The sequence below is a fragment of the Enterobacillus tribolii genome (assembly GCF_003363015.1).
Taxonomy (GTDB): domain Bacteria; phylum Pseudomonadota; class Gammaproteobacteria; order Enterobacterales; family Enterobacteriaceae; genus Enterobacillus; species Enterobacillus tribolii.
Map to the genome: position 1 here is coordinate 455,175 of NZ_QRAP01000002.1, position 21,869 is coordinate 477,043.

The 21,869-nt window shown below is 55.2% G+C and carries 14 protein-coding genes; 8 read left to right on the plus strand and 6 right to left on the minus strand.

Annotated features, from left to right (window positions below; all coding sequences use genetic code 11):
- The first annotated feature begins 77 nt into the window (after positions 1–77).
- A complete protein-coding gene (gene cadB, locus C8D90_RS06800; RefSeq protein ID WP_115457667.1) occupies positions 78–1,400 on the plus strand; it encodes a cadaverine/lysine antiporter in 1,323 nt (440 codons plus the stop codon).
- A gap of 70 nt (positions 1,401–1,470) precedes the next feature.
- Positions 1,471–3,615: a lysine decarboxylase gene (gene cadA / locus C8D90_RS06805; protein ID WP_115457668.1), complete on the plus strand. Its 2,145-nt coding sequence runs from the start codon at positions 1,471–1,473 to the stop codon at positions 3,613–3,615.
- 111 nt (positions 3,616–3,726) lie between these two features.
- Here cadA and C8D90_RS06810 read toward each other — a convergent pair whose 3' ends face one another.
- Positions 3,727–5,133 (minus strand): sugar porter family MFS transporter, encoded by a 1,407-nt coding sequence (locus C8D90_RS06810; protein WP_115457669.1) that lies wholly within the window; start codon positions 5,131–5,133, stop codon positions 3,727–3,729.
- 358 nt (positions 5,134–5,491) lie between these two features.
- Positions 5,492–6,646 (minus strand): methionine adenosyltransferase, encoded by a 1,155-nt coding sequence (gene metK / locus C8D90_RS06815; protein WP_115457670.1) that lies wholly within the window; start codon positions 6,644–6,646, stop codon positions 5,492–5,494.
- A gap of 920 nt (positions 6,647–7,566) precedes the next feature.
- On the opposite strand from metK, the gene speA reads away from it, so the two are divergent.
- From speA to fdnI, 5 genes are all read left to right on the plus strand, one after another.
- The gene (gene speA, locus C8D90_RS06820; RefSeq protein ID WP_115457671.1) at positions 7,567–9,534 is read left to right on the plus strand and encodes a biosynthetic arginine decarboxylase; all 1,968 of its coding nucleotides are present in this window, start codon (positions 7,567–7,569) and stop codon (positions 9,532–9,534) included.
- A gap of 236 nt (positions 9,535–9,770) precedes the next feature.
- Positions 9,771–10,691 (plus strand): agmatinase, encoded by a 921-nt coding sequence (gene speB / locus C8D90_RS06825; RefSeq protein WP_115457672.1) that lies wholly within the window; start codon positions 9,771–9,773, stop codon positions 10,689–10,691.
- Positions 10,692–10,978: 287 nt separating this feature from the next.
- Positions 10,979–14,026, plus strand: coding sequence for a formate dehydrogenase-N subunit alpha (fdnG, locus tag C8D90_RS06835; RefSeq protein WP_147291336.1), 3,048 nt, complete (start codon positions 10,979–10,981; stop codon positions 14,024–14,026).
- A gap of 12 nt (positions 14,027–14,038) precedes the next feature.
- Positions 14,039–14,926, plus strand: a complete 888-nt coding sequence (fdxH, locus tag C8D90_RS06840) for a formate dehydrogenase subunit beta (RefSeq protein WP_115457675.1) — start codon at positions 14,039–14,041, stop codon at positions 14,924–14,926.
- The gene (fdnI, locus tag C8D90_RS06845) at positions 14,919–15,557 is read left to right on the plus strand and encodes a formate dehydrogenase-N subunit gamma (protein WP_115457676.1); all 639 of its coding nucleotides are present in this window, start codon (positions 14,919–14,921) and stop codon (positions 15,555–15,557) included. The genes fdxH and fdnI overlap by 8 nt, the downstream gene beginning before the upstream one ends.
- Positions 15,558–15,671: 114 nt before the next feature.
- Here the strand turns inward: fdnI and C8D90_RS06850 are convergent, their stop codons facing one another.
- The 3 genes from C8D90_RS06850 to loiP all read right to left on the minus strand — a co-directional run bounded on the left by C8D90_RS06850 (position 15,672) and on the right by loiP (position 19,219).
- Positions 15,672–17,960 carry a glycoside hydrolase family 18 protein gene (locus C8D90_RS06850; protein WP_115457677.1) on the minus strand — a complete coding sequence of 763 codons (2,289 nt, stop codon included), beginning with the start codon at positions 17,958–17,960 and terminating at the stop codon, positions 15,672–15,674.
- A gap of 263 nt (positions 17,961–18,223) precedes the next feature.
- Positions 18,224–18,412, minus strand: a complete 189-nt coding sequence (locus tag C8D90_RS06855) for a hypothetical protein (RefSeq protein WP_115457678.1) — start codon at positions 18,410–18,412, stop codon at positions 18,224–18,226.
- Between the two features lie 48 nt (positions 18,413–18,460).
- Positions 18,461–19,219 (minus strand): metalloprotease LoiP, encoded by a 759-nt coding sequence (gene loiP / locus C8D90_RS06860; RefSeq protein ID WP_115457679.1) that lies wholly within the window; start codon positions 19,217–19,219, stop codon positions 18,461–18,463.
- Positions 19,220–19,451: 232 nt separating this feature from the next.
- Here loiP and tkt point away from each other — a divergent pair, with 232 nt between their 5' ends.
- Positions 19,452–21,446 carry a transketolase gene (tkt, locus tag C8D90_RS06865; protein ID WP_115457680.1) on the plus strand — a complete coding sequence of 665 codons (1,995 nt, stop codon included), beginning with the start codon at positions 19,452–19,454 and terminating at the stop codon, positions 21,444–21,446.
- Between the two features lie 51 nt (positions 21,447–21,497).
- Here the strand turns inward: tkt and C8D90_RS06870 are convergent, their stop codons facing one another.
- A complete protein-coding gene (locus tag C8D90_RS06870) occupies positions 21,498–21,785 on the minus strand; it encodes a putative quinol monooxygenase (RefSeq protein ID WP_115457681.1) in 288 nt (95 codons plus the stop codon).
- Positions 21,786–21,869 lie beyond the last annotated feature (84 nt).

Genomic DNA, 21,869 nt, shown 5'->3' on the forward strand with positions numbered 1-21,869 from the left:
ATTGCCGCAAAATTTGCGGCAAGTGCGCGGGGCAAGGTGTTGCCTGAAACTATAGTCCTCGATGGGAGACGCTGTTTATGGCATCTGCAAAGAAAATCGGCCTTATTGCCTGCACCGGGGTAGTGGCCGGTAACATGATGGGCAGCGGCATCGCCTTGCTGCCTGCCAACCTGGCAAGTTTGGGCTCTATTGCGGTATGGGGTTGGATTATTGCGCTGATCGGGGCGATCTCCCTGGCTTATGTTTATGCCCGGCTGGCGACAAAAAACCCGCAGGAAGGGGGGCCGATCGCCTACGCCGGCGAAGTGGGGCCGGCATTCGGCTTCCAGACGGGCGTGCTCTATTACCATGCTAACTGGATCGGTAACCTGGCTATCGGGATCACCGCGATTTCTTACCTTTCTACCTTCTTCCCGGTGCTGAACAGCCCGGTTCCCGCGGGGATCGCCTGTATCGCCATCGTGTGGATTTTCACCTTTGTTAACATGCTGGGCGGCGCGTGGGTCAGCCGTTTGACCACTCTGGGGCTGGTGTTGGTGTTGATCCCGGTGATCGGCACCGGGATTTTCGGCTGGTACTGGTTTGATCTGGGGACCTATCAGGCTAACTGGAATACGTCCGGCACGACGGATTACCAGGCTGTCATCAAAAGTATCCTGCTGTGCCTGTGGGCGTTTATCGGCGTAGAGTCCGCAGCGGTGAGCACCGGCATGGTGAACAATCCGCAGCGTACCGTACCGCTGGCGACCATGATGGGCACCTTTTTGGCCGGTATCGTGTATATCGCTGCCACCCAGGTGATTTCCGGCATGTACCCGGCGGCGCACATGGCGGCCTCCGGCGCGCCGTTCGCTGAAAGCGCCTCCACCATGGTGGGGAGCTGGGCCGGCCCGGTAGTTTCCGGCTTTACCGCTTTCGCCTGCCTGACGTCGCTGGGTTCCTGGATGATGTTGGTAGGGCAGGCCGGCGCCCGTGCGGCGCATGACGGCAACTTCCCGAAAATTTACGGCGAGATGGATAAAAACGGTATCCCGAAAAAAGGGTTGTTCCTGGCTTCGATCAAGATGACCATTCTGATGGTGCTTATTACCGTAATGAACTCGACCGGCGGCAAAGCTTCCGACCTGTTCGGCGAGCTGACCGGGATCGCGGTGCTGCTGACCATGCTGCCGTACTTCTATTCCTGTATCGACCTGATCCGTTTCGAAGGGCTGAACGTTAAAAACCTGCTCAGCCTGATCGCCGCTGTATTGGGCAGCGTGTTCTGCTTTATTGCCCTGATGGGCGCCAATTCTTTCGAACTGGCCGGGACATTTATTATCAGTCTGATTATCCTGATGTTCTACGCGCGTAAGATGGGCGTGAAAAAGAACGACGTGAATCAGGCTTCGTCTTCCTAATCCCACAATAACGCCGGATGACGCATCCGGCGTTAACACATCCGCTGAAAGCTGTCTGGAGAGTGTTTACATGAATATCATTGCCATAATGAGTGACGTCAGCGCCTATTTTAAGGAAGAGCCACTGCGCGAACTGCACGAAGAGCTGGAAAGGCAGGGGTTCCGCATCGCCTATCCCAAGGATCGTGCCGACCTGCTCAAGCTGATCGAAAACAACGCGCGGCTGTGTGGTGTCATTTTCGACTGGGATAAGTACAACCTGGAGCTGTGCGAAGAGATTAGCCAGCTCAATAAAATTTTGCCGATTTACGCCTTTGCCAACAGCTATTCGACGCTGGACGTTACCATGAACGACCTGCGGCTGAACGTGCGCTTCTTTGAGTATGCGCTGGGGACGTCCGGCGACATCGCGACCAAAATCCGTCAGAGCACGGATGACTATATCGATACCCTGTTGCCGCCGCTGACCAAGGCGCTGTTTAAGTATGTGAAGGAAGAGAAATATACCTTCTGTACGCCGGGGCACATGGGCGGTACTGCGTTCGAGAAAAGCCCGGCGGGCAGCCTGTTCTTTGACTTCTTCGGCGAAAACACGATGCGCGCCGATATCTCCATTTCGGTTTCCGAACTGGGATCGCTGCTCGATCACTCCGGTCCGCACAAGGAGGCGGAAGAGTATATTGCCCGCACGTTCAACGCTGAACGCAGCTACATCGTGACCAACGGAACCTCGACGGCCAACAAGATCGTCGGCATGTACTCGTCTCCCGCCGGCAGTACCCTGCTGATTGACCGTAACTGCCACAAGTCGCTGACCCATCTGCTGATGATGAGCAACGTGGTGCCGGTTTACCTGCGCCCGACCCGTAACGCTTACGGTATTCTCGGCGGGATCCCGAAGGAGGAGTTTACCCGCGCCAGCATTGAGGAGAAGGTGAAGAATACCCCCAATGCGACCTGGCCGGTGCACGCTGTTATTACCAACTCCACGTATGACGGCCTGTTCTACAACACGGACTACATTAAGCAAACGCTGGACGTGAAATCGATCCACTTTGATTCCGCCTGGGTGCCTTATACCAACTTTCACCCGATTTATGCGGGCAAGTCCGGCATGAGCGGCGAGCGCGTACCGGGTAAAGTGATTTATGAAACGCAGTCCACGCATAAACTGCTGGCGGCGTTCTCTCAGGCGTCGATGATTCACGTGAAAGGCGACATCAACGAGCGCACCTTCAATGAAGCCTACATGATGCACACCACCACGTCGCCGCACTATGGCATCGTGGCCTCCACCGAAACCGCCGCGGCGATGATGAAGGGCAATGCAGGCAAGCGTCTGATCTATGGCTCTATCGATCGGGCGATCCGTTTCCGTAAGGAAATCCGTCGCCTGCGCGCGGAGTCTGACGGCTGGTTCTTCGACGTCTGGCAACCGGACAATATCGATGAAGTGGCATGCTGGCCGTTGAATCCGCGCAACGAGTGGCACGGGTTCTCTAAAATCGACAACGATCACATGTACCTCGATCCGATCAAGGTCACCATTCTGACGCCGGGGATGAGCCCGATGGGAACGCTGGAGGATACGGGAATTCCGGCATCGATCGTGTCGAAGTATCTTGATGAACACGGCATTATCGTCGAGAAAACCGGGCCGTATAACCTGCTGTTCCTGTTCAGCATCGGTATCGACAAAACGAAGGCGCTCAGTCTGCTGCGCGCGTTAACCGACTTCAAACGCGTTTATGATCTCAACCTGCGCGTGAAGAACGTATTGCCTTCTCTGTATCAGGAAGCGCCGGAGTTCTACAAAGACGTGCGTATTCAGGATCTGGCGCAGGGCATCCACGCCCTGGTGAAACACCATAACCTGCCGGATCTGATGTACCGCGCCTTTGACGTGCTGCCGCAGATGGTCATGACGCCGCACGACGCGTTCCAGGAAGAGGTGCGTGGCAATGCGCATGAGTGCCCGCTGGATGATCTGATCGGTAAGGTCAATGCCAACATGATACTGCCGTACCCGCCGGGTGTGCCGGTGATTATGCCGGGAGAGATGCTTACCGAAGAGAGCCGTCCGGTGCTGAGCTTTCTGCAAATGCTGTGTGAGATTGGCGCGCATTATCCGGGGTTCGAAACTGATATCCACGGTGTATACCGGGATGATGACGGCAAATATGTGGTCAGCGTACTGAATGACGGCGGTGCGTAAATCAGATAAATGCTCGATCAGGCCGGGGATGTTTCCCCGGCTTTTTTATGCATAAAAAAGCCGCACCGGGGGAGGTGCGGCAAACATGCATGAATCCAAATTCAGGAGAGACTAGCGGGAACCGATGTTGCGCAGCGCTTTGCCGGACATCAGGTTGCGTTCGATGTGCTCCAGGGAGATGTTTTTGGTTTCCGGCACCAGAGCGATGGTCAGGATGATAAACACCACGTTCAGCGCGGCGTAGACCCAGAAAGTGTGCGCGCTGCCCAGTGAATTCAGCATGGACAGGAAGGTGGCGCCCACGATCATGTTAGCGATCCAGTTGGTGGCGGTGGAGCAGGTGATGCCGAAGTCACGGCCTTTCAGCGGCTGAATCTCAGAACACAGCACCCAAATCAGCGGGCCGGCGCTCATCGCAAAACCGACGATAAACATCAGCAGCATGATGATGGCGAAGTATTGGGAGAAGGCGGAGGTAATGCCGATGTTCAGCATCGTGCCGAGGATACCCATGCCCAGCGCCATGACGATAAAGCCGAGGATCAGCGTGGGCTTGCGGCCCCAGCGGTCAACCAGGCCGATGGCGATGAAGGTCGCCAGCACGTTAACCAGCCCGACGATCACGGTGCCCCACATTTGCTGTTCAGTGCTGGCGAAACCCGCCAGTTCGAAGATTTTCGGCGCGTAATACATGATGACGTTCATGCCGGTGAATTGCTGCATGACCTGCAACAGCACGCCGAGGAATACCGCGCGGCGGAAGTTTTTATTCTCTTTGAATAAGGTCCAGCCGGTTTGTTTCAGTTTCAGGCTTTCACGGATTTCGTTCAGCTCGTCACGCGCCTGTTCGCTGGTGTCACGCAGTCTTTCCAGCACGCGTTTCGCCTGTTCATGGCTGCCGCGCGACGCCAGCCAGCGCGGGCTGTCCGGCAGGAAAATTACGCCGATGAGCAGCAGCACCGCAGGGATGGTGATGACGCCTAACATCCAGCGCCAGGCGCCGGTGTAGCTGAAGGCGGTGTCGGACAGGTAGGCGGCCAGAATACCGATGGTGATCATCAGCTGATACATGGAGATCATGCTGCCGCGGATCTTCTCCGGCGCGATTTCAGACAAATAAATCGGCGCAGTATAGGACGCGATGCCGACCGCCAGGCCGAGTAAAATACGGGAGATAATCAGGCTTTCAACGTTAGGCGCCAGCGCGGAAAGCAGCGACCCGACGACAAACAGTACGGCGCCGATCATCAGGCTGTAACGGCGCCCCAGACGGTAGTTCATCCAGCCGCTGCCGACGGCGCCGACCGCTGCGCCGAACATCATGGAACTGACCACCCACTCCTGCTGAGAGCTGGTGATCTGGAAGGTTTCGCTCAGGAAAGGCAAGGCGCCGGCAATGACGCCGATGTCCAGGCCAAACAGTAACCCGGCCAGCGCGGCCAGGAAGCAGACAAAAAATGTCATGCTGGCATTTGACCGGGCATGGTGTGCCGGTTGGGAACTCGCGGTGCTGCTCATACTGCCTCCGGGATCGTCGGACATTACATTTTGATTAGGCGCTATGTTAGGAAACCTCCAATAAAAAGGAAGTGCGCGGGATCACATAAATGTAATCGTTTACACAAAGAAGATGAAAACAGGCATGGATGAAATTACTGAAACAGAGATGGGGTAATTACGAATTTCTCATTATTTATATGAAATATAACTAATTTTAATTACAAAAGTATTTGATTGGTATTAACGAAATGACGAAGGCTTTGGCTGGGAATTATTGAGGATACGTCATTTTTAATTTCTTTGTGTAATCGTTTTCATTGCGGGAAATAAAAACGGCAGACCAAAGCCTGCCGTAGATAAATGAATGTCTGCGATCTTATTTCAGACCGGCCGCTTCACGCAGTTGCTGCGCTTTGTCGGTTTTTTCCCACGGGAAGTGCTCGCGGCCAAAATGACCGTAAGCTGCCGTTTCACGGTAGATCGGCTGAATCAGGTTAAGCATCTGGATCAGGCCGTACGGACGCAGATCGAAGAATTCACGCACCAGCTGGATCAGGCGGTCGGACGACACTTTCTCGGTGCCGAAGGTTTCCACCATGATGGAGGTCGGCTCCGCCACGCCGATGGCGTAAGAAACCTGAATCTCACAGCGCTCCGCCAGACCGGCGGCCACGATGTTTTTCGCCACGTAGCGGGCGGCATAGGCGGCGGAACGGTCAACCTTGGAAGGATCTTTGCCGGAGAAGGCGCCGCCGCCGTGACGGGCTGCGCCGCCGTAGGTGTCTACGATGATTTTACGGCCGGTCAGGCCGCAGTCGCCCATCGGGCCGCCAATAACAAAGCGGCCGGTCGGGTTGATGAAATATTTGGTTTCGGCAGAGAGCCACTCAGGCGGCAGAACCGGCTTGATGATTTCTTCCATCACCGCTTCGCGCAGATCGTGCTGGCTGATTTCTTCCGCATGCTGGGTCGACAGCACGACGGCGTCGATGCCGGCGATTTTACCGTCGTCATACAGGAAAGTGACCTGGCTTTTGGCGTCCGGACGCAGCCAGGGCAGGGTGCCGTTTTTACGCACCTGAGCCTGACGGGCCATCAGCCGGTGAGCATAGGTGACCGGTGCGGGCATCAGCACGTCGGTTTCGTTGGTGGCGTAACCGAACATGATGCCCTGGTCGCCGGCGCCCTGTTCAAGCGGATTGGAGCGGTCAACACCCTGATTAATATCCGGAGACTGTTTGCCGATGGCGCTCAGCACTGCGCAGGACTGCGCGTCGAAACCCATATCGGAACTTACATAACCGATCTCCCTGACGGTTTTACGGGTCAACTCTTCAATATCAACCCACGCATTGGTGGTGATTTCGCCGCCGACCAGCACCATGCCGGTTTTCACGTAGGTTTCACAGGCCACGCGTGCTTTGGGATCCTGTGCCAGAATAGCGTCCAATACGGCGTCAGAAATCTGATCGGCAATTTTATCCGGATGACCTTCGGAAACGGACTCGGATGTAAAAAGGTGTTTAGCCATTTCTCTTCTTCTACCTTCAAAAGACGGGTTAGAAAATTACTGCGTGGCGCCAGGGAGAAGGTGGTGACCGACAAATCCTTGGGCAGCGAAAGCTTCCTGCTACGCCCTCTCAGGCAAAGCCGTTAAGCAGCATTGTGGTGTATAAGTATAGATGGATTAACATCTGGACGTCTATTTTAGGCCAGAGTGAACCCGCTTTGCCAGTAGTTTTTGTATCCGCCTTCCGGCAGGGATAACACGATGAAGTGCCGAACCACGGCAGAGTAGGGAAGTTGAAACAGTTGTTAGCGAAATTTCGTTTTGCATTTTACCCCTTTTGGCTGTATAACCTGCGCGCGGCTATGTGTCTCACTTCCGGCCGAGGAGGGCGTGGCGTTTCGTCCCACGCTGTCAGTATCAATACACTGTTAACTTTTCAGTTCTGTCACCGGCAGAACGCGGAGGTGGTTCAGAAATGACCCATGCCAAACCAACTTTTGTTATTCTCGTCGCAGCCGCCACGCTGGTTGCCCGCCGTGCCGTCGTGCGTCGTTTTTGCGCCAGGTCGTGCTGTACCGCGCGTCTTCCTTCCTTTTTGTCTTCGTTTCTTGCCTTTTCCCGAAGTTATTTCACCTTTCGGTGATGTCTTCGGTTCGACTCAGGATTCTCAGCCGCCCGGCGGCATCTGATGACTGAACAAGGGTAACCTGCTGCCTTAGCGGCGCAGGCCGGGTTTCACAGGGAAATACGGATTAATCCGTTATCCCGTCCCACGGAGTTAACTGCGGTGTTTTGCTCTTATACTACTATCAGACCGGAAGTATGTCCGGCTCTGAGCTTTGTGGTCACGCCAAAAATCCCGGCGTGCGGGTTGTTGTTGGTACATGATGCTGCGATAGTGGCTGATGCGGATAACGGCATGCTTCAACAAGGAGGATGCCGTGTCTGAGGATATTTTAAATGATCCGCGGGAAGCGGCTTATCAATTGCGTTCAATGCGGGAGGTTGCCATGAACGATCGTAATGCCAGCAAAATGCTGAGCACTTATAACGTCGCCTATTGGGGGGGCAACTATTATGACGTCAACGAACTGGGGCATATTTCCGTGTGCCCGGACCCCGACGTTCCCGAAGGACGGGTGGATCTGACCGCGCTGGTTGAGCGCATGAAAGAGGAAGGTCAGCGCCTGCCCGCGCTGTTTTGCTTCCCGCAGATCCTGCAACACCGCCTGCGTTCGATTAACGCCGCGTTCCGGCGCGCCCGTGAGTCGTTCGGCTATGAGGGCGGCTATTTTCTGGTGTATCCGATTAAGGTTAACCAGCACCGCCGCGTGATTGAGTCGCTGATTAACTCCGGCGAACCGTTGGGGCTGGAGGCGGGTTCCAAAGCGGAACTGATGGCTGTGCTGGCCCACGCCGGCATGACCCGCTCGGTGATCGTGTGTAACGGCTATAAAGACCGCGAATATATCCGCCTGGCGCTGATCGGCGAGAAGCTGGGGCACAAGGTTTATCTGGTCATCGAAAAGATGTCGGAAATCAAGCTGGTGCTGGAGGAAGCTGAGCGGCTGAACGTGATTCCCCGTCTTGGCGTACGCGCCCGTCTGGCCTCGCAAGGTTCGGGGAAATGGCAGTCGAGCGGCGGGGAGAAATCCAAGTTCGGCCTGGCTGCGACCCAGGTGCTGCAACTGGTGGAAATCCTGCGCAAGGCCGATCGCCTGAGCAGCCTGCAATTGCTGCACTTCCATCTTGGTTCGCAGCTGGCGAACATCCGCGACATCGCCACCGGCGTGCGTGAGTCCGCGCGTTTTTACGTCGAGCTGCATAAGCTGGGCGTGAATATCCAGTGCTTTGACGTCGGCGGCGGTCTGGGTGTGGACTACGAAGGCACCCGTTCGCAGTCTGATTGTTCGGTGAACTATGGCCTGAACGAATACGCTAACAACGTCATCTGGGGCATCGGGGAAGCGTGTAATGAACACGGTTTGCCGCACCCGACGGTCATCACCGAATCCGGACGTGCCGTTACTGCGCACCACACCGTACTGGTGTCCAACGTGATCGGCGCAGAGCGCAACGAGTTCAGCACGCCGCAGCCGCCGGCAGAGGACGCGCCGCGCGCACTGCAAAGCCTGTGGGCGACCTGGGAAGAGATGCAGGAGTCGGGCACCCGTCGCTCGCTGCGCGAGTGGCTGCACGACAGCCAGCTCGACCTGAATGACGTTCACACGCAGTATGCGCACGGCATGCTGGATCTGACCCAGCGCGCCTGGGCTGAACAGCAGTACCTGACCATCTGCAGCCTTATTCAGGAGCACCTGGACCCGAGCAACCGCGCGCACCGTCCGGTGATTGACGAGTTGCAGGAGCGCATGGCCGACAAGCTGTACGTCAACTTCTCCCTGTTCCAGTCCATGCCGGACGCGTGGGGCATCGACCAGTTGTTCCCGGTGCTGCCGCTGAGCGGCCTGAATCAGCCGCCGGAACGTCGTGCGGTGCTGCTGGACATTACCTGCGATTCCGACGGCACCATCGATCATTACATCGACGGCGACGGCATCGCCACCACCATGCCGATGCCGCCGTACGATCCGGAAAATCCGCCGCTGCTGGGCTTCTTTATGGTTGGCGCGTACCAGGAAATCCTGGGCAATATGCATAACCTGTTCGGCGATACCGCCTCGGTCGACGTGTTCGTGTTCGAAGACGGCAACGTGGAAGTTCAGCAATCGGAAGAGGGGAATACCGTCGCCCAGATGCTGGAATACGTGCAGTTAAGTCCGTCCGTGCTGCTGACCCGATTCCGCGATCAGGTGAAAGAGACCGATCTGGAGCCGGAATTGCAGGCGCAGTTCCTGGAAGAGTTTGAGAGCGGATTGTACGGCTACACTTATCTGGAAGACGAGTAACCGGGCTTGAAGCGCGGAAGGTTTGCGGGGATAATCCGTACAACTTTTTACGTTTTACAAAATGCGCATAGTGCGCATGCCGTAAATAGCGCGCATGCCGTAAAATGAATGCTGTAAAAGCGAATAATGATCCCTTCCTCGTCGGGCTAACGACGCGGGAGGGATTTTTTTTTCATCTGTACTTTATCCGGCGGGATGAGATCGGCCCGCGGTGACGACGATTGACAGGAGTGATTATGAGCACTTTGGGAAATAAACCCGATAACTCACTGGTTTCCAACGCGTTCGGCTTTCTGCGTTTTCCGCTGAACTTCCAGCCGTATGACGGCGACGCTGACTGGGTAATTACCGGCGTGCCGTTCGACATGGCCACCTCCGGCCGTGCGGGCGGGCGTCATGGCCCGGCGGCGATCCGTCAGGTTTCCACCAACCTGGCCTGGGAAGGCAACCGCTGGCCGTGGCAGTTCGATCTGCGCGACCGCCTGAAAGTGGAAGACTGCGGCGACGTGGTGTTCAGCTTCGGTGATGCCCAGGACATGAGTGAGACATTGCAGGCCCATACCGAAAAACTGCTGGCGTCCGGCAAACGCTGCCTCACCTTCGGCGGCGATCACTTCGTCACCTTGCCCCTGCTGCGCGCGCACGCTAAACATTTCGGCAAGATGGCGCTGGTGCATTTCGACGCCCACACCGACACCTATGCCAACGGCAGCAAATTCGATCACGGTACCATGTTTTACCATGCGCCGAACGAAGGCTTGATCGATCCTCACCACTCGGTTCAGATCGGTATCCGCACGGAATACGATCGCGACAACGGCTTCACCGTACTGGATGCGGCGCAGGTTAACGATCGCGATGTCGGCGATGTGCTGGCGCAAATCAAAGAGATCGTCGGCGATATGCCGGTTTATCTGACCTTCGACATCGACTGCCTTGATCCGGCCTTCGCGCCCGGCACCGGCACGCCGGTTATCGGCGGCCTGAGTTCCGATCGCGCCCTGAAGTTGGTGCGTGGCCTGCAGGATTTGAACATCGTCGGCATGGACGTGGTGGAAGTCGCGCCGGCTTATGATCAATCTGAAATTACCGCTCTGGCTGCGGCCACCTTGGCCCTGGAAATGCTTTATTTGCAGGCGGCTAAAAAAGGCGAGTAACTACCGCCGATGGCTCCCGGCCAGCGCCTGAAGGCCGGGAGTCACACTTCTTTTCCCTTTCCGTTTTTTTTGTGAATATTTTTGAATAACCCATAAGGTGTAATTCGTTAACAATTCACGATTATGATTAACTCTTAATGCGTAATCCCAGGAATTCCGGGATACTCATTAAGGTGTATTTCCTCTCCAAATAGTTAACTTTTTTGATTTAACTCAAGGCTGCGTTGGTTATTGCTGTTAGCGTGCAGCAATAAAAAAACAAAACCACCAAGCAATTGAGGAATGCAATGAACGTCAACCGCAGACAGTTTTTCCGTATCTGCGCCGGCGGGATGGCAGGTACTACGGTGGCGGCGCTGGGATTCACTCCCGGTGCTGCGCTGGCGGAGACGCGCAACTATAAACTGCTGCGCGCCAAAGAAGTCCGCAATACCTGTACATACTGTTCCGTTGGCTGCGGGCTGCTGATGTACAGTCTTGGCGATGGATCTAAAAATGCCAGGGCATCTATTTTCCATATCGAAGGAGACCCGGATCATCCGGTAAGCCGCGGCGCGCTGTGCCCGAAAGGCGCGGGTCTGCTCGATTACGTTCACAGTGAAAACCGTCTGCGTTATCCGGAATACCGTGCGCCCGGCTCCGACAAGTGGCAGCGCATCAGCTGGGATGAGGCATTAAACCGCATCGCCCGCCTGATGAAAGACGATCGCGACGCCAACTTCGTTGAAACCAACGCGCAGGGCGTTACGGTTAACCGTTGGCTCTCTACCGGTATGCTGTGCGCCTCGGCGGCCAGCAACGAAACCGGGATGCTGACGCAGAAGTTTGCCCGTTCGCTGGGCATGCTGGCGGTTGATAACCAGGCGCGTGTCTGACACGGACCAACGGTAGCAAGTCTTGCTCCAACATTTGGTCGCGGTGCGATGACCAACCACTGGGTTGATATCAAAAACGCCAACGTCGTCGTCGTGATGGGCGGTAACGCTGCTGAAGCGCATCCGGTCGGATTCCGCTGGGCGATGGAAGCCAAAAACAACAACGACGCCACGCTGATCGTGGTCGATCCCCGCTTTACCCGTACGGCGTCGGTGGCCGATATCTATGCGCCGATCCGTTCCGGAACCGACATCACCTTCCTGTCGGGCGTGATCCTGTACCTGATTTCCAACAACAAGATCAACGCCGAATACGTGAAGCATTACACCAACGCCAGCCTGCTGGTGCGGGATGATTTCAGCTTCGACGACGGGTTGTTCAGCGGCTATGACGCCGAAAAACGCCAGTACGACAAAACCAGCTGGAACTACCAGTTCGATGAGAACGGCTTCGCTAAGCGCGACGAGACGCTGCAACATCCGCGCTGCGTGTGGAACCTGCTGAAGCAGCACGTTGCGCGTTATACGCCGGACGTGGTGGAAAACATCTGCGGCACGCCGCAGGCGGATTTCCTCAAGGTGTGCGAAGTGCTGGCCTCCACCAGCGCCGCCGATCGCACCACCTCTTTCCTGTACGCCCTAGGCTGGACCCAGCATACCGTCGGCGCGCAGAACATCCGTACCATGGCGATGATCCAGTTGCTGCTCGGCAACATGGGCATGGCCGGCGGCGGCGTTAACGCGCTGCGCGGGCACTCCAACATTCAGGGGTTAACCGACCTCGGCCTGCTGTCCACCAGCCTGCCGGGTTATCTGACGCTGCCTTCTGAAAAGCAGCCCGATGTGGAAACCTATCTGGCGGCCAGTACGCCGAAGGCTACGCTGCCCGGACAGGTTAACTACTGGAGCAACTATCCCAAGTTCTTCGTCAGCCTGATGAAGGCGTTTTATGGCGATGACGCGCGCCGGGAAAACGGCTGGGGGTATGACTGGTTGCCGAAGTGGGACCAGGCCTATGACGTGATGAAGTATTTCCAGATGATGGAACGCGGCGAAGTGACCGGCTATTTCTGCCAGGGCTTCAACCCGGTGGCGTCATTCCCGGATAAAAACAAGGTCGTCGCTTCGCTGAGCAAGCTGAAGTACATGGTGGTGGTTGATCCGCTGGTGACCGAAACCGCTAACTTCTGGCAGAACCACGGCGACATGAACGACGTCGATCCGGCGCAGATCCAGACCGAAGTGTTCCGTCTGCCTTCTACCTGCTTCGCCGAAGAAGACGGCTCCATCGCCAACTCCGGCCGCTGGTTGCAGTGGCACTGGAAAGGCGGCGAGCCGCCGGGAGAAGCGCGCACCGACGGTCAGATCCTGGCCGGCCTGCTGCACCGCCTGCGCAAGATGTACCGCGAGGAAGGCGGCAAAGGCGCCGAGCCGTTGCTGAAGATGCGCTGGGACTACCTGATGCCGGATCATCCGGAAGCAGACGAGGTTGCGCAGGAGAACAACGGCGTGGCGCTGGAAGATCTCTATGACGCCAACGGCGTGCTGGTGGCGAAAAAGGGCCAGTTGCTGGACTCCTTTGCCCAATTGCGCGACGACGGCAGTACGTCTTCCGCCTGTTGGATCTATACCGGCAGCTGGACGTCGAAAGGCAACCAGATGGCGAACCGCGACAACAGCGATCCGTCCGGTTTGGGCAATACCCTTGGCTGGGCCTGGGCGTGGCCGCTTAACCGCCGCATCATCTACAACCGTGCCTCCGCCGATCCGCAGGGTAAACCGTGGGATCCGAAGCGGATGCTGATTGAATGGAACGGCAGCAAGTGGGTCGGGAACGATATCCCCGACTACAGCGCCGCCGCGCCGGGCAGCGGCGTTGGTCCGTTCATCATGCAGCCGGAAGGGATGGGGCGCCTGTTCGCTATCGATAAGATGGCCGAAGGTCCGTTCCCGGAACACTATGAGCCGTTCGAGACGCCGCTGGGCACCAACCCGCTGCATCCGAAGGTGGTGTCCAACCCTGCGGCACGTATTTACGATGCGGACGCCAAGCGTCTCGGCGACCACAGTGAGTTCCCTTATGTGGGAACCACGTACCGCCTGACGGAGCACTTCCATACCTGGACCAAGCATGCCCGCCTCAACGCTATCGTGCAGCCGGAGCAGTTCGTCGAGTTGAGCGAACAGTTGGCGGGCAAGAAAGGCATTGTCAACGGGGATACGGTGAAGGTCAGCAGCAAACGCGGCTTTATCCGGGCGAAAGCGGTGGTGACCCGCCGTCTGCAAACCCTGAAGGTCAATGGTCAGGACGTGGAAACCATCGGTATCCCGATTCACTGGGGATTCGAGGGCGTAACGCAGAAAGGCTATATGGCCAACACCCTGACTCCGTTCGTCGGTGACGCCAACTCGCAAACGCCGGAGTACAAGGCGTTCCTGGTCAACGTGGAAAAGGATTAAGGAGCCGAAATTATGTCCATGCAATCTCAAGACATTATCAAACGTTCGGCTACCAACGGCATCACGCCGCCGCCGCAGGCGCGTGATTACAAGGACGAGGTCGCCAAGCTTATCGACGTTTCCACCTGCATCGGCTGTAAGGCCTGCCAGGTGGCCTGCTCGGAGTGGAATGATATCCGCGCCGAAGTGGGGCACTGCGTCGGGGTGTATGACAACCCCGCCGATCTGAGCGCCAAGGCCTGGACGCTGATGCGTTTTACCGAGACGGAACAGAACGGCAAGCTGGAGTGGCTGATCCGCAAGGACGGCTGCATGCACTGCGCGGATCCGGGCTGCCTGAAGGCATGCCCGTCCGCCGGGGCGATCATTCAGTACGCCAACGGCATCGTCGATTTTCAGTCGGAACACTGCATCGGCTGCGGTTATTGCATCGCGGGCTGTCCATTCAATATTCCGCGCCTCAATCCGGACGACAACCGGGTGTACAAGTGCACCCTGTGCGTGGACCGGGTGAGCGTGGGGCAAGAGCCTGCCTGTGTGAAAACCTGCCCAACCGGCGCCATTCACTTTGGCACCAAGACGGAAATGCTGGAGCTGGCGTCACAGCGCGTGGAGAAGCTGAAACAGCGCGGTTATGCCAACGCCGGGATCTACAATCCTCAGGGCGTGGGCGGAACCCACGTGATGTACGTGCTGCATCACGCGGATCAGCCCGAGCTGTATAACAATTTGCCGAAAGATCCGCATATCGATCTGTCGGTTAACCTGTGGAAAGGCATACTGAAGCCGCTGTCGGTAGCGGGATTCATCGCCACGTTTGCCGGCCTGATTTTCCACTACGTGGGTATCGGCCCGAACAAGGAAACCGATGATGACGGGGAGGAGGATCATCATGAGTAAGAGTAAAATGATTGTCCGCACCAAATTCATCGATCGCGCCTGTCACTGGACCGTGGTGATTTGCTTCTTCCTGGTGTCGCTTTCCGGCATTGCGTTGTTCTTCCCGACGTTGCAGTGGTTGACGCAAACCTTCGGTACGCCGCAGATGGGGCGTATCCTGCATCCGTTCTTCGGCGTGCTGATTTTTATCGCTCTGATGTTTATGTTCTTCCGTTTCGTGAAGCACAACATCCCGGAGAAAGAAGATCTGCCCTGGATTAAGGGTATCGTCGAGGTGTTGAAAGGCAACGAGCACAAGGTAGCGGACGTCGGTAAATATAACGCCGGGCAGAAGATGATGTTCTGGAGCATCATGAGCATGATTTTCGTGCTGCTGGTGACCGGCGTCATTATCTGGCGGCCGTACTTCGCCGACTTTTTCCCGATGACGGTGGTGCGTTACTCGCTGCTGATTCATGCGGCGGCGGCAATCGTGCTGATCCACGCCATCCTGATCCATATGTATATGGCGTTCTGGGTGAAGGGCTCGATTAAAGGCATGATTGAAGGTAAGGTCAGCCGCCGCTGGGCGAAGAAACACCATCCGCGCTGGTACCGTAAGGTCGAGGCTGAGGAAGCGAAAGAAAAATAGCTACCCCGGGCGGATTTTAAACCGGCATTTGACTCAGAGGGCTGCACACCGCGCAGCCCTCTGTCTTATCACAATTAACGTCTTGTCAGAGATAATACCGGAGTGAGGCCGGTGTTACAGATACTGAGGGTAAACGCCCTGGGGGACAGTAATTTGTCCCACTAATGTTTTACCTCCGTTACTCACATCGTAGACTTTGACATCATCACCAGCAACAGCGCGCTGCTTAAGCGTGATGAACGCGCTTGTCTGTCCTATCCCATAAATGTTTACATTATCTTTTGTACTTTGAGAGACATACGGAGTGGGTTGGTTAAGCCCGGCAACGTATTTGTCATTAATATAGAAATGATAGTTACAGGGAACCAATGCTTTTATTGTCAAAGAAATCTCGCCACTAATGACATTAAAATCACGCAGGGGTTCTTCCTGGGTTAACAGTCCAATCTGCAATAGGGTACGTGTTGCCGTCAGGCTGGCCTGAACATTTTCTGTGCTGCCCGCCTTTTTCACGATCGTGATGATATCGTTGGTTTTTAAGTCGACAACGTCCGTCGTTACGGTTGTTACGCCATTTGATGACGCATATTTACCCTTGTTTATTTTGCCTGCCGTAATTTGGGCGACCGTATTGCCGTTGACACGAACATCATAACTATTGGCGCGGAAGTCATTTTCATCCAGATTAAACCTGATGCCCCAGTTAGAGTTCATGGTTCCCGTATTGCTCGCGTCGAAATTCAGCGACAAATAGGATAATTTCAATTCAGAAACCGTGCTGTCTCCGTCTCCACCGCCCTCATCGTCGCCGCCATCACCTCCTTCTTCCGGTTTTAACTGTGCAACGACAGCACCCAACTCATGTTCCGGCGTATCACCACTGATGTCCCAGATAATGGCGCCGCCAAAGCCCTGTTCAAGAATATAATCAACCTTGGTTTGGACAGACGTAGCATCGTCATAGGTCAGGAATTCTTTGGTTTTCGCGTTGTAGAGATAAGGGACTTTAGACTCGTTGTCCCAGTAACGTGTATATTCGCCGCTGGCCAGCTTCTGCTTCAGTAAATAGTACGGATTGGTGCCGGTAAACTGATCGGAATCATCCCAGGCGCCGTGTACGGTGGCGGAACCTGCGGCAAACAGGCCCGGCAACCCTTTGACGAGTTCCTTCGGCTCCACGCTGCCCCAGCCGCGACCATAGAACGGAACGCCCATCATCAGCTTGTTCTTCGCGACGCCCCAGGTTTGGTTATACTCCTTCATGGTCGAGGCAACGTTCAGCAGCGGATCGCTGTCTTTACCGTTGGCAAACAGCGGGGCGTTGTGCCCGGTGATCGGATCAAACGCGCCGTGAATGTCGTAGGCCATGACGTTGACGCTGTCCAGCAAGCCTGCGGTAACCGACGGATTGATGTACTGAATATTATTGTGATTGGTGGTGACGGCGGCGGAAAGTTGATAATACTTATCCTGCGATTTACCCAGCGTATCCAGTTTGCTGCGCAGCGTCTGGATCAGTTTGGTGAACTGCGTTTTCTCCGCGTCGGAGTCCGGGTATTCCCAGTCAACGTCCACCCCGCCAAAGTTATACTTCTGCATGAAGTTAATCATGTTGTCGGCAAGCGTATTAATGCCGGCATCTGTTGCGGTGGCCGCCTCGAAAACCCCCTCCTGGGAGTTATTCCAGCCGCCGAATGAAATCATATAGACAACCCCGTTTGCTGCGGCCATTTTGCCCAGGTTCGGCAGCGTTCCCATTGCCAGGGCGGCGTTGGCATCCTGAATACGGATCTCCCCGTTACTGCTGACAATACCAAACCCGTAGTTCAGGTGCGTTAATTGAGAGAAGTTAACTTTATCCGCAGTAAAATTATTATGTGCGTCGTAAACGCCCCATTCGGGGAAATAGCCGATGACTTTACGCTGGTTGGCTACTTTTGATTTTTCACTGTTCTGGAAATCTGTTGCTTTTTGGCCTGTCCAGGGCGTGAAATTGAAAGTGGCTAATGTTTTAACTGAAATGGTTCCCAGGTTTTGCCATACTTCGTTGCTTCCCGGGATTTCACCGGCGCTGGCGTACCATTTGTTACTCCAGTAAGAACCGTTATAACGCACCACTGTACCTGCCGTCGCATAATTCAGCGTGGGGTCATAGTCGATGGCTTTAATTGCGGTGTCGTCTTTTGTTGCGACGATAACGCTCACTTTTCCCGGAAAACTATTTTGTGAGGCGTCTGAATAGGCGACCCAGCTACTGCCATTATCTTTGGAAAGCATTTGACTGGCGTCAAGACCGGTAATGGTATTGGCATCGTCATTCATTGTCAGGGTAGCGGCTGATGTGGAGAATGACAGCACCAGTCCCGCCAGAAGCATTGCTGACGTTGATTTATTTAATCGCATATATACATCCCATTATGATTTACATTCTATTGCCAATAAATATTTGCTTATTGGTATCCTTTCAAAAATAAATGAGGTCGATTATTTCAATGAATCGAACCTCCTTATTAAAAGAATGAAGTATGGTGATTAATTTTATCGTTTAGTATTTATTTTATGAATTAGTAGAAACAGGACCAAAAACAGAGACGGCAGAATCATATATCAACGAATGTTAAACAATCAATACTCCGGCTAATAAATTCACTACTATTGCAATACAGTCAATTAATAAAATCTTCCGTATTAATAAGGCTGTGGTTAAATAAATTAAGAAAATAAATATTATAATGGAGGGAGGTGGCGATTATTTTATTGGCTTGAGGGATAAGTTTTTCTTTTATATTTTCTGTGAATGAATAGAAACAGAAAACGATGATGGCAGATTTTATTTGCGGATTTGCCTGCCCCATAAAAAACGGCTCCGTTCGGAGCCGTTGCGATTAAAAGCCGGAAGAGGACTATTTCCCTTCTTTAGCGATACGGGAGCGAATGTGGTCAGCACGCTCTTTTGACGGCGGGTGGCTGTCGAACATGCTGCTCTCGCGGCCTTTGTCCAGATCGGCCAGCTTGTCGAAGCTGGTGGCGAGACCGGTGGTGTCAATTTTACGCTTCTTCAGCAGATCGAAGGAGAAATCATCTGCTGCGGTTTCCTGCTTCTGGGAGAACTGCGCGTTGATGAACTGCTCAGAGATGTCGGCCAACTGAGTCTGGGACAGCTGAGCCGCGATGCCGCCGGTGGAGGCGATGGCGGTACGGGCCGCAACGGTCGCATAGGCAACCTGCATTCTCTTACGGGAGTGACCCAGCGCAACGTGGCCCATTTCGTGGCCCAGTACGCCTTCTACTTCATTGTCGTTCATCATGTCCATCAGGCCGCTGTATACGCGTACGCAACCGTTAGCCATCGCCCAGGCGTTGACGTCTTTGGTTTCGTATACTTTGTAGTTTACCGGCGTACCTTCGATGGTGTCGCCCAGCGCCTTCGCGATCTTGTTCAGACGCTTGGTGTAGGTGCTGTTAGCGGCGGCGATTTTGTTTTTCTGGTCCATGGCTGCACAGGATTCTTCACTCAGCGCTTTAACATCGCTGTCGGACAGGGTTGCTGCCTGGAAGGCCTGAGCCCCGGACTGCATCAATCCTTGCGTATTCATGTTCTGACACCCGCTCAGCAAAGCTGCTGTACCCAGCGCAATGAGCGAAAATTGAAGCTTCTTCATGATATCTTCCTTTTTTATATAAAGTTACAGTCACTGTCAGGTCTGTTCAAAAACTGTGGTAGTGTAGCCAGTACGAATTTCTGTGTCATGAGAATATGCGCACTTTTTGTATGTAGATCGGGATTAATTTGCTGAGTGTATCTTTAATTCCGCATAAAGATTGCCGTTCTCATGCCGGGTCTGAGAAAATACCCGTCCTGTTTTGTTTCAATAATCCGAAGTGGAGTAGAACATGTCCTCTCGTAAAGAGCTTGCCAACGCGATTCGCGCACTCAGTATGGATGCGGTGCAGAAAGCTAATTCCGGTCACCCGGGCGCCCCGATGGGGATGGCCGACATAGCGGAAGTTCTGTGGCGTGATTATATGAACCACAACCCGACTAATCCGGGCTGGGCCGATCGTGACCGCTTCGTGCTGTCTAACGGCCATGGTTCCATGCTGATTTATAGCCTGTTGCACCTGACCGGTTATGATCTGCCGATGTCGGAGCTGGAAAACTTCCGTCAACTGCACTCCAAAACGCCGGGCCACCCGGAATACGGCTATACGCCGGGTGTAGAAACCACGACCGGTCCGCTGGGCCAGGGCATTGCCAACGCCGTTGGCATGGCTATCGCCGAGCGCACCCTGGCGGCACAGTTTAACCGTCCGGGCCATGACATCGTCGATCACCACACCTATGTGTTCATGGGCGACGGCTGCATGATGGAAGGCATCTCCCACGAGGTTTGCTCTCTGGCCGGCACGCTGAAGCTGGGCAAGCTGATGGCGTTCTATGACGACAACGGTATCTCCATTGACGGTCATGTTGACGGCTGGTTCACCGACGACACCGCCAAACGTTTTGAAGCCTATGGCTGGCACGTGGTGCGCGGGGTAGACGGACACAATGCTGACGCCATCAAGGCCGCGATCGAAGACGCGCGCAAGGTGACGGACAAGCCTTCCCTGCTGATGTGCAAAACTACCATCGGTTTCGGTTCCCCGAACAAAGCCGGTACGCATGACTCCCACGGCGCGCCGCTGGGCGAAGCCGAAGTGGCCGCAACCCGCGAAGCGCTGGGCTGGAAATACCCGCCGTTCGTGATCCCGCAGGAAATCTACGCCGACTGGGACGCCAAAGAAGCCGGCAAAGCGAAAGAAAGCGCCTGGGATAAGAAATTCGCCGCGTATCAGTCTGCGTTCCCGGAACTGGCTGCGGAGTTCTCCCGTCGCATCAAGGGCGAGCTGCCGGCTAACTGGAATCAGGAAGCGCAGAAGTTTATTGAACACCTGCAGGCGAATCCGGCGAAAATCGCCAGCCGTAAAGCCTCCCAGAACAGCCTGGAAGCATTCGGTAAAGTGCTGCCGGAATTCCTCGGCGGCTCCGCCGACCTGGCGCCGAGCAACCTGACCATGTGGTCCGGTTCCAAACCGATCAATGAAGACCAGGCCGGTAACTACATTCACTACGGCGTGCGCGAATTCGGCATGACCGCCATCATGAACGGTATCGCGCTGCACGGCGGTTTCATTCCTTACGGCGCGACGTTCCTGATGTTTATGGAATACGCCCGTAACGCAGTGCGTATGGCCGCGCTGATGAAGATCCGCAACATTCTGGTGTACACCCACGACTCTATCGGTCTGGGCGAAGACGGCCCGACTCACCAGCCGGTTGAGCAGATGGCCAGCCTGCGTGTGACGCCGAACATGAACACCTGGCGTCCGTGCGACCAGGTTGAGTCCGCCGTTGCCTGGAAATTCGCTATCGAGCGTAAAGACGGCCCGTCCGCGCTGATCTTCTCCCGTCAGAACCTGGCGCAGATGGATCGTGATGCGCAGCAGCTGGCGAATATCGCCCGTGGCGGTTACGTACTGAAAGACTGCGCCGGCCAGCCGGAGCTGATTCTGGTTGCTACCGGTTCAGAAGTGGAGCTGGCAGTTAATGCGGCCGATCAACTGAGCGCGGAAGGGCGCAAAGTGCGCGTGGTGTCCATGCCGTCAACGGAAGTGTTCGACAAGCAGGATGCCGCTTACCGCGAAGCGGTGCTGCCGTCTGCGGTCAGCGCCCGCGTGGCGGTGGAAGCTGGTATTGCCGACTTCTGGTACAAGTACGTGGGTCTGAACGGCGCCGTGGTGGGAATGACCACCTTCGGTGAGTCCGCACCGGCGGATAAGCTGTTCAAAGAGTTCGGCTTTACGGTAGAAAACGTGGTCGCTAAGGCGAAAGCGTTGCTGAAATAAGCCCGGATTTACGAGTGAACAGACGGGGCCGCATTGCGCGGCCCCGTTTTTTTACAGACGTACCAGTTTTTTCACTTCCAGTTTGGCGAGTTTCCCGTTCAGTTCCGCGAGAAAGGCGTCATGATACGGCATCGCCATATGTTCTTTCAGAGCCTGCTCCGATTTCCAGCGTTCGATAAATACGAAGGAACCGGGGTGCTCTGTTTCTTCGTGCAGGTCGTACTGAATGCATCCCGGCTCGGTATGGGTTGGGGCCACCATGGCCCGCACTGCCTTATCCACGGCGGCGCGGTGTTCCGGTAAAGCGACAATCAGGGCAACAACATTAACTTCGCTCATTTGTCTCTCCTGCACTGCTGAACATCGTAGGACATAGCGTAATAAGCATAGATGCCTGCGAAGTAACGCACATTTTTTTCCTGA